10 protein-coding genes are annotated in these 12,528 nt (G+C 62.1%); 2 read left to right on the top strand and 8 right to left on the bottom strand.

Features of this window, described 5'->3' with window-relative positions:
• The first annotated feature begins 67 nt into the window (after positions 1–67).
• Positions 68–1,786, top strand: a complete 1,719-nt coding sequence (gene amrB, locus NKJ18_RS04085) for an AmmeMemoRadiSam system protein B (protein WP_023704226.1) — start codon at positions 68–70, stop codon at positions 1,784–1,786.
• Between the two features lie 29 nt (positions 1,787–1,815).
• On the opposite strand, the gene NKJ18_RS04090 is transcribed toward amrB, so the two are convergent.
• A complete protein-coding gene (locus NKJ18_RS04090) occupies positions 1,816–3,618 on the bottom strand; it encodes an MORN repeat-containing protein (protein WP_245261351.1) in 1,803 nt (600 codons plus the stop codon).
• A gap of 188 nt (positions 3,619–3,806) precedes the next feature.
• Positions 3,807–4,886, bottom strand: coding sequence for a trypsin-like serine peptidase (locus tag NKJ18_RS04095; protein ID WP_023691993.1), 1,080 nt, complete (start codon positions 4,884–4,886; stop codon positions 3,807–3,809).
• Positions 4,887–5,288: 402 nt separating this feature from the next.
• Here NKJ18_RS04095 and NKJ18_RS04100 point away from each other — a divergent pair, with 402 nt between their 5' ends.
• Positions 5,289–6,380 (top strand): S1 family serine peptidase, encoded by a 1,092-nt coding sequence (locus NKJ18_RS04100; RefSeq protein WP_352757833.1) that lies wholly within the window; start codon positions 5,289–5,291, stop codon positions 6,378–6,380.
• A gap of 79 nt (positions 6,381–6,459) precedes the next feature.
• On the opposite strand, the gene mgrA is transcribed toward NKJ18_RS04100, so the two are convergent.
• From mgrA to NKJ18_RS04130, 6 genes are all read right to left on the bottom strand, one after another.
• Positions 6,460–7,506: an L-glyceraldehyde 3-phosphate reductase gene (mgrA, locus tag NKJ18_RS04105; RefSeq protein ID WP_352757834.1), complete on the bottom strand. Its 1,047-nt coding sequence runs from the start codon at positions 7,504–7,506 to the stop codon at positions 6,460–6,462.
• Between the two features lie 57 nt (positions 7,507–7,563).
• On the bottom strand, positions 7,564–8,706 hold the full coding sequence (locus tag NKJ18_RS04110; RefSeq protein WP_352757835.1) for a Gfo/Idh/MocA family protein: 1,143 nt from the start codon (positions 8,704–8,706) through the stop codon (positions 7,564–7,566).
• A gap of 11 nt (positions 8,707–8,717) precedes the next feature.
• Positions 8,718–9,464 carry a sugar phosphate isomerase/epimerase family protein gene (locus NKJ18_RS04115; RefSeq protein ID WP_023683031.1) on the bottom strand — a complete coding sequence of 249 codons (747 nt, stop codon included), beginning with the start codon at positions 9,462–9,464 and terminating at the stop codon, positions 8,718–8,720.
• Between the two features lie 118 nt (positions 9,465–9,582).
• A complete protein-coding gene (locus tag NKJ18_RS04120) occupies positions 9,583–10,683 on the bottom strand; it encodes an ABC transporter ATP-binding protein (protein ID WP_023728557.1) in 1,101 nt (366 codons plus the stop codon).
• Between the two features lie 5 nt (positions 10,684–10,688).
• A complete protein-coding gene (locus NKJ18_RS04125) occupies positions 10,689–11,624 on the bottom strand; it encodes a carbohydrate ABC transporter permease (protein WP_023669802.1) in 936 nt (311 codons plus the stop codon).
• The gene (locus NKJ18_RS04130; RefSeq protein WP_352757836.1) at positions 11,617–12,510 is read right to left on the bottom strand and encodes a carbohydrate ABC transporter permease; all 894 of its coding nucleotides are present in this window, start codon (positions 12,508–12,510) and stop codon (positions 11,617–11,619) included. Before NKJ18_RS04130 ends, NKJ18_RS04125 begins: the two co-directional genes overlap by 8 nt.
• Positions 12,511–12,528 lie beyond the last annotated feature (18 nt).

Here is a 12,528-nt window from a genome sequence, read left to right on the forward strand (position 1 = left end):
ATCTATTTTCAAGGTTGATGATTGGCGAAAGCCGAGGCGACATCCAATCTCCCCCCTTGCGGGGGAGATGTCCGGCAGGACAGCGGGCGGTGCCTGGGCACGGACCAGCATTCTGGTCTTTGCCACCGCCTTGCTTATCCTCTCAGTGCTTCAAGCGTCTGCCGCCCCCATCACCTGCCCGCCCGGCGACACAAACTTCCCGTCCTTCTACTCCGACCCCACACTCTTCACCGACGCCATCGCCGCCGTCGCCAGAATCGAGCCGTCCAACCAACGCCTCACCGGCATCACAGTCCCCCACCACCTGCTCGTCGCAGATCTCGTCGCACTCGGTTTCCACGCCGCGTCCGGCTTCCGCTACAAGCGCATCGTCATCCTGTCGCCGGACCATTTCCACGAGACGCAGAAACTCTTCGCCACGACGCCGCGCGGTTTTGAAACAGTGCTCGGTCCAGTCCAGGCCGACACGGAAGCCGTGCACCTTCTGGAAGCGAACAGCGACATGGTCGAAGACTCCTGCCTGTTCGCCAGGGAGCATGGCGTGCAGGCGATGCTGCCTTTCCTGCATCACTATTTCCCCGAAGCTGAAATCGTGCCGGTGGCGATGTCGGTCAAAGCCAAGCGAGCCGACTGGGACCGGCTGGCGCAGGCGCTGAAAGCGATCGTCGACAAGGACACGCTGATCGTCGAATCCACCGATTTCTCCCACTATCTGCCGCAGCACGAAGCCAGGCGTTTCGACCAGCAGACGCTGAACATGCTCGCCGCCGGTTCGCTCGACGGCATCGCGGCGCTGCGCCAGCCGGATCACGCCGATTCGGTCGGTGCGCTCTATATCCAGACCAGGCTGCAGCGCGAACTGTTCGGTGCTGCGCCGCTGGTCGTCGCCAACGAGAACTCGCAGGCGCATTCAAGCGACTATGTCGAGCGCACCACCAGCTATGTCGTGGCGCTGTTCGGCACCTTCGGCCCCGGCTTCAACAATCCTGCCCGTCCCGACGACAAGCTCTACTATTTCGCGGGCGACGTGAATTTCGGCCGCGCCATGAAGAAGATCCTGGTCCGCGACGGTGTTGCCGAGAAGATCGTCGAAAGCGTGCTGGCCCTGACCCGCTCGCGGCCGCTGATCGTCAATCTCGAAGGCGTGATCCTGCCCAACGTCCCTGAAGCGATCGACGACATGACGCTGGCCATGCCCGCAGACCTCGCCATCGACATGCTCAAGAAATTGCATGTCGCCGCTGTCAGCCTGGCCAACAATCACGCCTACGACCTCGGCCCGTCAGGCTATGCCGAGACGCTGGCCGCACTCGATGCGGCCGGCATCGCCCATTTCGGGCAGGGCGAGACGCTGGCGCTTGCCGATCTCGACCTGGTCGGGCTGACCGACATCGATACCAACGGCTCCAGGAACACCGACCTTCTGACGCCTGCTTTGCTCGACCGGCTGCTGCACGACAATGCCGAGCGGCCGGTGATTGCCTTCGTCCATTGGGGCCGCGAGTACAAGACGGAGCCGTCGCCGCGCGAGGAGATGCTTGCCGACCAGATGCGGCTGCGCGGTGTCACGGCAATCGTCGGCGGTCATCCACATGTATCGAGCGAGGCGATCCTGCCGCTCGGCGGCGGCGATGTTGCGGAGATCTATTCGCTCGGCAATTTCCTGTTCGACCAGAAAGCCGAACGATCGTCCGGGTCGATGCTGGAACTCAGGGTGTTCAGCCAGGACACGATCTTTGCCCGGCTGATCCCGCTGCCCAATTTTTTCGAGATGGGCTCGAAATGACGCGATTCCCGAAAGGACGTGACAGGACCTCAACAGCCTTGCAGATCTTCCGGCAGATAGCAGACCGCCGGCTTGGTGCTGGTTTCGAACAGCGACTGCTTCGGCCTGAAATAGAAGAACGTGGCCGGCTTGCTCTCGCGTGTGCTGCCATCGGCGAAATGGGCGGCGATGCTGAAGCGATGGATCGACGACATTGACGACCACATTTTCAGCCGTGCCGTGTAGGCGCTGAGATTCTTGTTGCCGCGCACCGGCATGGGGATGCTGTAATCGGTCTTGCCGATCGGAAATTCGATGTTCTGGTAGCGCAGCGCTTCGGGCGACGCGCCGCCGCCATCGCCGCATTCGGCGAGCGATTCTGGGACCTCGATGCTGACCAGCGAGACGATGACGCGAAACGGCTCGCTCTGCTGGTAGACAGCGCCCTGATCGTCCGCCCAGGAATAATCGAGCTTGCCAATCCCGGTCACGCTCATTTTCTCGACGCTGCCGCTGATGTAATCGGCAACGTCGCCGAACTTGACCTTGTTGGCCACCTGGGCGCGGCAGACATCCAGGCTGTCCCTTGACGGGCAGGTGAAGCGCTCGGTCTCGAGCGTGGTTGTGTCGACGCCGGCTTCAGTCAGCACGTCCTTGATCGAGACGTCGACGCCATCGCCGAAAGTGCCGATGTCCTTCGTGAACATGCGGCTCGGCTCGCCGGTCGCGTTGTCCTCCTCGTCGGTCCTGGTGAACTGGATCGACATCTTCATGTCTTTCACGTCGCCCCAGCCATTGTTGACGATCGAGAAGTCGGGGCGGAAGCCGACGCAGCCATAGTGCTCGCTGATCGACAGCATCGGCTTGCGGTAGGCCTCGCTCGCGGCCACCTTCATTTCCAGGCTGTCGATCTTGACCCTCGACTGGTCGGTGGTCTTGAGGTCGACTTCGGCGAAGGCCGGCGCCGTCTCCCAGTCCATGCCTTCATAGACATTGCCGGTACGAATCTCTCCGGTGCCGTTCCAGGCATCGTTGTACTGGTCCGACACCGGATAGATCGCGATGTCTTCGTCGCGCACCAGATGCTGGTACTGCATGTCGGCCTGCTGCGACATGCGCTGGTCGACGGCAATGCCGATCTCGACCTTGTCGGCGGAACCGCCGCCGGTCTGCGCCTTGAGCAACCCGCCCACTCTGGCATCGGCCAGCACGTCGGGGCGCGCACCGCCGATCTCCTTGCCCATCGCCCATTGCGACCAGTAGACGGTGCCGCCGGGCAGCCGGGTGCGGCCCTTGCCGTCCTTCAGCCCATCGGCAAAAGAGCCGACGAATATCTCGCCTGTCTTCGTCTCCAGCCTGCCCTCGCCATTCGGCACACCGGCCCTGAATTGCCCTTCATAGCGATTGCCGTCGGCATCGACATGGATCGCATGGCCGTCGAGCTGGCCGGCGACCCAACGGCCGTCGAGAACCTCGCCTGAACGCAGCTCCAGCCGGCCTTGTCCTTCGGGGCGGCCATTCCTGATCTCGCCGAAATAGCTGGAATAGATCGTCTTGGGGTCATAGCTCGCCGAGCCGCGTACGCGCCAGACCAGCCTGCCCTTGCCGTTGACGGTGCCGTCGGCTGCGACGGTGCGGTCCGGCGACACGCCGGCTGCCGGCTCCCAGGTGAAATCAAGACCCAATTCCGGGTGGGAATCCCAGACCCGTACATTCTTGCGCAGCACCGAACGTGTTTCGCTTTTATAGAGGATTTGCACCCGCTCGGCCCAGGCGCCATCGGGTGTGGCACCGCCTTGATCGGCCATAGCGGAAAAGCATGTCAGTGCGGCCAGCATGGATGCAGCCGCCATCGCTTTGACTCCGAAGATCATTCTTGCCCGCGCCATCTTACCCAACCCCTTGGATCGCCTAGCGTAAGCACCGCTGTAACACAGTGCAAGAGAGGTGTTTCGATACAAAAAAACCGGCGGCAGGAACGTCCCGCCGCCGGTTTGGTAGTGCTGGTTATCGCCGCTGTTTGCCGGCGAAAGATCGGGCCTTATTTGTACAGGCTGTTGATCCACGCCACGTTGGCAGCGTTCAGGCGCACCGCAGTGTTGGCGTTGGGGCTTTCGGCCACGTTCACGCCGGTGACGACGCGCTGCTTGGCGCCATTGTCGTAGGCGTAGACCGAGCTGCCGCTCGACCCCGGATAGGTGTCGCAGTCGTACTGGAAATACTCCGCGCCGACGTTTTCGGCTTTCACTTCGCAGGTCGCCTTCCACATCGTTCCCATCGGCTTGTCGCCGGGATAGCCAACGATGTTTGCGGTGAAATCGCCGAGGTTCTCATAGTTGGCATAACCCAGCCAGCCGAGATTGGTGCCGACATCCTGCTTCAGCGTAATGATGCCGAGGTCCCACGGAATGACCGAGCCGTAGTAACCCTGATAATTGTCGATGAAGCCCTGCAGGATATAGACGCTCTCGTAGCTGAAAGCGCCAAACGGTGCATCGTCGGCGGTGTTGCCGTTGAGCGACGGCACGAAGATGACGTCGTCGAGCCAAGCCTTGTCTTCATTGCTGTAGAGGCAATGCGCGGCGGTGAGCACCGTGCGCGGACCGATCAGGGTTCCCGAGCAGCTGCCGTAACCGCTCTTGGCTTTGCCTTCGATATACCCGATCGCGGTGAACGGGTAGGTCTTGGTGTTCTTGATCTGCTCGCGATCGTCGGCCCCGAACACCTGGCGGCCGGCTTCGTCGCCGCCCGTCAATCCGGTCTTGTCGGCGTTCGGTGTGTTGGCGGGCGCGTTCAATTCCTTGATGACAAGGTCCTTCAGCGTCTCGCCTGCATCGATCTTGATGTCCTTGCCATCGGCGGAACGTCCGACGATGCCATAGGATTTGACCGCCGTGCCCTCGTCGGTCAGCGGCGCTGCCCGGCTGGCTTCATCTTCGGTCAGTTTCGGCGGCGCGATCGGCTTTGCACGGCCGGGCTGGTAGTCGCCCGTTCCGAGATCGCGCATGCTTTCGCCATTGCCGGCATTCGCTGAGCCGGGATCGGCGGCGAAGGCAGGCATCGTCCACAGTGCGGTGGATAGCAGTGCGGACGCAATGATAGTGCTTGTCAGTTTCGTCATGGTGAGACTCTCCCAAAAGTCAGCAAGGAGTGGAGCAAAATACAGAAATATTGTCGAGATCGTGGTGGAGTTAAAAAATTAGTTTGGTTACCCGCCCGTATCGGATCATCGGTCCGGGCGGCCTCGTTAAAGCCCTCCGCCAAACGCACCCGCGTCGATATACTGCCTAAAATAATCCAACATTGGCAATGACAAATCGCTTCCACGTAGCCCGTGGGGGGCTATAGGGTTTGGGTGGGCTCTGCCCGATGGGGCACGATTAGCAAAAGTGGTATTTCGGTTTTATAACCGCGCGGATGTCGTTCGTTCTGGCAGAAGGCGATCGAGGTACCGCTACCGCTTCTGTTGGTTATGCGTCATGGCGGCATGGCTCGGCAATTTTCATCTCAGGAGGGTTTCAAGGTGAACATTATCCATCGGTTCAGGCCGCTTGCCGCTGCATCGCTGCTGGGCATCGCGGCCGCTTTCCCCGCCGTCAACGCGCTCTATGCAGCCGACGACGCCGCCAGGCCGGAAGCGGCGGTCTCGCCGATGCAGCGCGTTGCCGAAGCCCGGGACAAGGCCAAGGCCGAGAACCCCGACGGCGCCGACCGCGTCTATGGCGGCAAGGAAGCCGACAAAGGGGCCTATCCGTTCCAGGTGGCGCTGCTGACCAGCGCCCGGCTGGACCCCAGCCCGGCCTCGCAGCCAAACGCGCAATTCTGCGGCGGCAGCCTGATCGCGCCGCAATGGGTGCTGACGGCGGCGCACTGCCTCAACGACAAGGGCCGGCCGATTTCGCCCGACACGGTGACCGTGCTGACCGGCGCCACCGATCTTACCGAAGGCAAGCGCTACAAGGTGGTCGAGGTCATCGTCAACGAGGGCTACAGCGAACAGACGCTGGACAATGATCTGGGCCTGCTCCGGCTGGCGGAGCCCGCCGATGCGCCGGTCATCAAGATCACCAATGAGCCGACGCCAGACAGCGGCAAGACCACGGTCATCGGCTGGGGCAAGATGCAGGACGGCACCTTCCCGACCGCCCTGATGGTGGCCGATCTCGATCTCGAGCCGAGTGCAGCCTGCAACAGCGGCATCAAGTCGATCTATGCGCATGACCTGAAGGCGGCACTTGGCGATCTCTCCCACCGGATGCGTTATTCGGAAAAGGGCATCGATGCCGCCGCCAATGCGATCGCCGCCGATATGTCGGATCCGCTGACCAAGAACATGATCTGCGCCGGCACCGACAGCGGCGAACGCGACGCCTGCAACGGCGACAGCGGCGGTCCGCTGTTCATGACCGGCGCCAGCGGTCCGGTCCAGGTCGGCGTCGTCTCCTGGGGCGAAGGTCCGTCCGACGGCACCGCCGCTTGCGGCCACAAGAATGCCTATGGCATCTACACGAGATTGGCCAACTATACCGGTTGGATCGAAGCCAAGATGAAGACCCCGGCTCCGGCAGCCGCGGCGGCGCCCAAGGCCGGTCTCGGCACGGCCAAGAAGCCCTGAACGAGCCCGAAGCTTGATAGCGCAAAACGGCGGGACCTTTCCCGCCGTTTTGATTCATGTCCGGTGCCGGCTGTTCCGCTTACTTCCGTGGCGGTCCCTTGCGCTCCGCCGAAGCCGCCCACAGATTGATGTCGGCCTCGCGTGCGTAAGTGTCGATTTCGGCGAGCTCGGCATCGCTGAAGTCGAGCACCTTGAGCGCGCCGACGCAGTCCTCGACCTGTTCAGGCCGGCTGGCGCCGATCAGCGCCGAGGTCACCCGGCCCTTGCGCAGCACCCAGGCCAGCGCCATCTGCGCCAGCGTCTGGCCACGCTTGCCGGCGATCGCGTTCAGCGCCTCGATGTTGGCGATTGTCTTGTCGTTGATGAAGGCGGGCCGCAACGACTTGCCTTGGCTGGCGCGGCTGCCCTCGGGGATGCCGCCGAGATATTTGTCGGTCAGCATGCCTTGCGCCAGCGGCGAGAACACGATCGATCCGACACCGAGCCCTTCCAGCGTATCGAGCAGTCCGTCCTCTTCGACCCAGCGGTTGAGCATCGAATAGCTCGGCTGATGGATGATGCAAGGCGTGCCGAGCTGCTTCAATATGTCGGCCGCCTCGCGCGTGCGCTGCGAATTGTAGGACGAGATGCCGGCATAGAGCGCCTTGCCAGAACGCACCGCATGGTCGAGCGCGCCCATCGTTTCCTCAAGCGGCGTATCCGGATCGAAGCGGTGCGAATAGAAGATGTCGACATAGTCGAGCCCCATCCGCTTCAGGCTCTGGTCGAGGCTCGCCAGCACATATTTGCGGCTGCCCCATTCGCCGTAAGGCCCTGCCCACATCTCATAGCCGGCCTTGGTCGAGATGATCAGCTCGTCGCGATAGCTGGCGAAGTCGGTGCGCAATATCTCGCCGAAGGCGATCTCGGCCGAGCCCGGCGGCGGACCGTAATTGTTGGCGAGATCGAAATGGGTGATGCCGAGATCGAAGGCCTTGCGCGCGATCGCCTGCTTGGTCTTGTGTGGCGTGTCGTTGCCGAAATTGTGCCACAGGCCGAGCGAGATCGCCGGCAGTTTCAGGCCGGATCGCCCGCACCTGTTGTAGAGCATTTTCTCATAGCGGTTTTCAGCCGGCTGCCAGCGCATGGGTACAGATCCTGGATTGTATGGATGTCGGCGCGAGCGCGCCGACACCCTTCTACCTCATTTCTGCTTCGCCAACAGTCCTTTTGCGTCCTTGACGCCGAGTGCAGCTGGCCGCTCGCAGCTGGTCTGCATGGCGACGAACTTGCCGGTCTCGCCCGACCGCAACAGGCCGGTCATGACGTCGACGGCATGCAGCGCGAGCTCCATCGAGCAACGATGCGGCCGGCCCTCGGCGATCGCCAGCGCCATGTCGGCAAGGCCTGCTGTGCGGTAGTTGGCCATCATGCCCTGGCCGTGCATTTCGTTGGGCACGCCGAACGGATGCTGCCATTTCGGCAGTTTCTTCACCGGTTTTGCCGCCTCGGTTATGCGCACGTCGCCACCGAAGAAATTCGGATCCGGCACAAACACCGTGCCCGTTTCGCCATAGAGTTCCATCGGCGCATGACCATGCGCCCAGACGTCCCAGCTGGTGTTGAGCGTGACCACGGCGCCGTTCTCGAACTCCAGCAGGCCGTGGATCGTCGTCGGCGTGTTGACCGGGATTTTTTCGCCCGCGCGCGGTTTCGACGAGATCGTGCGTTCCTTGGCAGGCGTCGTCGCGAAGGCCGCCACCTGCTTCACCGGCCCGATCAGCTGGATCAGGTTGGTGACATAGTAAGGCCCGATGTCGAGCACCGGCCCGGCGCCCGGCTGGAAGAAGAAATCGGGATTGGGGTGCCAGTGCTCCATGCCGTGGCCCATCACATGACAGGTGCCGCTGGTGATCTTGCCGAGCGCGCCGGTGTCGATGAGGTTGCGCACCAGCTGGTGCGCGCCGCCGAGGAAAGTGTCCGGAGCCGAACCGATGCGCAGCCCTTTCTTCTCGGCCCGGCTCTTGAGGTCGAGGCCTTCCTTGACCGACAGCACGAACGGCTTTTCCGAATAGACGTGCTTGCCGGCATCGAGGATCTGCTTCGACACCCCGTAGTGCACCGCCGGGATGGTGAGGTTGACGATGATGTCGATCTCGTCATCCTTGAGCAGTTCTTCGACGGTCTCGCCGCGCAGCTTGAACTCCTTCGCCCGTGCCTTGGCCGCGTCCATGTTGATGTCGGCGCAGGCGCGCATCTCGATGCCGCGAAACAGCGGCGCCAGCGAGAAATACGCTTTCGAGATGTTGCCGCAGCCGATGACGCCGATACCCAGTTTCTTTGCCATGATGATTGTTCCTAGTAAGCCTTGACGGATGCGAGCGAGCGGCTGGCGAAGCGCTCGATGTCGTTGGGGTTGTCCTGTTCCATGACGTAATATTTGGCCGCGCTCTTCGCCTGAAGTGTCTTGATCAGGCCGGCCCAGTCGATGGTGCCGTGGCCGACATCCGCCCAGCCGTCCTCGTCAAGGCCTTCGCCTGACTTGGCCATGTCCTTGACATGGACGGCGCTGATGCGCTTGCCGTGCTTTTCGATCCACGGCAGCGGATCAACGCCGCCGCGGATTACCCAGGCGACGTCCATCTCCCAGCCGATGTCGGGCGCAGCCGACAGGATGTGATCCTGCGGCACCGAGCCGTCGGCGAGTGTCTTGAACTCGAAATCATGGTTGTGCCAGGCAAAGCCGTAGCCGGCTTTTTTTGCGGTCTCGCCGACCTTGGCCAGACGCTCGCCAAAGCCGCGCCAGCCGGCAGCGTCGGCCGGCCGCTGCTCGGCCAGCAGATAGGGACAGATGACGAGCGTGATGCCGAGTGCGTCGGCTGTTTTGCGTACGCCGTCGAAATCATTCTCCAGCGCATCGATCGAGAAATGTCCGGTCGGCATCGAAAGCCCGTTCTTGTCGAGTTCGGCGCGGAACGCCTTGGGGTCGTCATAGACGCCGCCGAAACCTTCGACTTCCTTGTAGCCGAGCTTACCAAGCATTTTCAGGATGCCGTCCCACGGCTGGAAATTGCGGGCGCTGTAGAGTTGGAATGACCAGTTCATCGTCTCTGTCCGTTTCTTGGGTGGTTAAGGCTTGGGGATGTTTTCGGGGGATCGTTTTCGCGAGATCGTTTTAGGGGGATCGTTCTTGGGAGGATGGTTTGCGGATGATTCTAGAGGGTCACAGGCGATTGCCGGTCGCAGCGTCGAACAGCGAGGCGCGCGCCGGATCGAAACCGAACTGGATCGGATCGCCGCTGCGCAGCGTCCGTTCCGCCTCGACGCGGAAGGAGAGGTTGCGGCCGGCAAGCTTCGTCCACACCAGCGTGTCGGAACCCATCGGCTCCACGATCTCGACCGAACCGCCGGCGGAAAACGGCATCGACTTAGCCGCGTCACCGAAAGCGATATGTTCAGGCCGGATGCCCAGCACGCAAGCGCCGGCCGGGCGCTCCGTGCCGTCAAAGGTATAGCGATCGAGCGGCACCGAAACACCGTCGGTCCTGAACACTGGAGCAGCACTGGCCTCCAGCTCCCCTTCGAGGAAATTCATCGCCGGCGAGCCGAGGAAGCCGGCGACAAACCGGTTGACCGGCCGGTTATAGATCGTCTGCGGCGCGTCAAGCTGCTGGATGACGCCGCCGCGCATGACCGCGATACGGTCGGCCAGCGTCATCGCCTCGATCTGGTCGTGGGTGACGTAGATCATGGTGTTCTGCAGCTTGCGATGCAGAAGCTTGATTTCGACGCGCAGTTCCGAGCGCAGCTTGGCGTCGAGATTGGATAGTGGCTCGTCGAACAGGAAGACGTCGACGTCGCGCACCAGCGCCCGCCCGATCGCCACGCGCTGGCGTTGGCCGCCGGACAAGGCCGCGGGCTTGCGCTGCAAAAGCGGCTCGATCTGCAGGATCTCGGCGGCGCGGGCGATGCGCTTGGCGATCTCGTCCCTGGGCACGCCGGCAACGCGCAGGCCGAACGACAGGTTCTTCTCCACCGTCATTTGCGGATAAAGCGCATAGGACTGGAACACCATGCCGATGCCGCGATCCTTGGGCTCTTCCCAGGTGACGTTCTTGCCCTTGATGAAGATGCGGCCTTCGGAAATATCGAGCAGCCCGGCGATGCAGTTGAGCAAGGTCGACTTGCCGCAGCCCGAGGGACCGAGCAGCACGATGAACTCGCCCTCTGCGACCTCAAGATTGAGGGTCTGCAGCACCGATACAGAGCCGAAGTTCAGGGACAGGTCCTGGATCGAAACGCTGGTGCCGTTGGCTGCCGTCATCGCCATCACCCTTTCACCGCACCGGCGGCGATGCCGCGCACGAAAAGCTTGCCGGAAATGAAGTAGACGATGAGTGGCACAAGGCCGGTCAGGATGGTGGCGGCCATGTTGACGTTGTACTCCTTCACGCCTTGCACCGAATTGACGATGTTGTTGAGCTGCACCGTCATCGGATAGGTGTCGGGGCGGGTGTAGACGACGCCGAACAGGAAGTCGTTCCAGATGCCGGTCACCTGCAGGATGATGGCGACGACGAAGATCGGCAGCGACATCGGCGCCATGATCCGCAGGAAGATGCCCCAGAAGCCGGCGCCGTCGACCCGTGCCGCCCTGAACAGCTCTTCCGGCATCGAGGCAAAATAGTTGCGGAACAAAAGCGTGAGGATCGGCATGCCGAAGATGGAATGGACGATCACCAGGCCGCTGAGGCTGCCGTAGAGGCCGATCTCGCGCAGGATGATGACGATCGGATAGATCATCACCTGATAAGGGATGAAGGCGCCGACGATCAGGATGACGAAGAATGTGTCGGCGCCCTTGAAGCGCCAGTTGGCCAGCGCATAGCCGTTCACCGAGGCGATCGCGATCGACAGCAGCACTGACGGCACAGTGATGCGCACCGAATTCCAGAAGCCGCGCGAAAGCCCGTCGCAATTGAGGCCGGTGCAGGCCGTCGCCCACGCCTTCACCCACGGTTCGAACGTGATTTCGAGCGGCGGCGAGAAGATATTGCCCATCCGTATCTCGGGCATGCCCTTAAGCGAGGTGACCACCATCACATAGAGCGGCAGCAGATAGTAGACTGCCACCACGATCAGCGTGCCATAGAGGAAGATGTTGCGGCGCGAGAAGACATGCCGCGGCTTCGGCCCGCGCGGCCCGGAGGCTTCGCGCTCGGCTGCACCCGCGCTGGCGGGCAAAGGGACGGCCGGGTCAGCCACGCTTCCTGCCTCCGAATTCAAGGTAGGCCCACGGCACGACGACGATCACCACCGAGAGCAGCATCATGGTCGAGGCGGCGAAGCCCTGGCCAAGATTCTGTGCGAAGAACATGTAGTCATAGACATATTTGGCAGGCACTTCGGAGGCGATTCCGGGGCCGCCGCTGGTCTGGGCGACAACGAGGTCGTAGACCTTGACGATGCCCGACGCGATGATGACCAGCGTGGTGATGAAAACCGGCCGCATCATCGGGATGACGATGAACAGATAGGTCTTCCACATCGGGATCCCGTCTACCCGCGCCGCCTTCCAGATGTCCTCGTCGATGCCACGCAGGCCGGCCAGCATCAGGCACATGATGAGCCCGGTGCCTTGCCACAGCGCCGCAATTGAAATGCCGTAGATGACGATGCTGGAATTGTAGAGCGGGTCGAAGTTGAAACTCGTCCAGCCGAGGTCCCGCACCACATGCTGGATGCCGAAATCCGGATTGAGCAGCCACTGCCAGACCAGGCCGGTGACGATGAAGGAAAGCGCGAACGGATAGAGGAAGATGGTGCGGAACGTGTCCTCGAAACGGATCTTCTGGTCGAGAAGCGCTGCAAGCAGGAAGCCGATGGCCAGTGAGAACACCAGCGAGATCGCGCCGTAGATCAAAAGGTTCTCGATCGAGATCAGCCAGCGCGGCGTCGCCCACAGCCGGTAATACTGGTCGAGCCCGGCGAAATTCAGCCGTGGCAGCAGCTTCGAATTGGTAAAGGAATAGAACACCGTCCAGACGGTGCCGCCGACGAAAACCACCGACGCGGTGAGGATCATCGGGATCGAGGCGACCTTCGCATTGATGTTGCGGAACAGCGGGTTGGGGCGTTCGCTCTTGCTCATCTCGTCAGCCGGCTGGGT

Origin of the sequence: Mesorhizobium sp. M0217 (assembly GCF_040321955.1) — a bacterium.
In the GTDB taxonomy this organism is placed as follows: domain Bacteria; phylum Pseudomonadota; class Alphaproteobacteria; order Rhizobiales; family Rhizobiaceae; genus Mesorhizobium.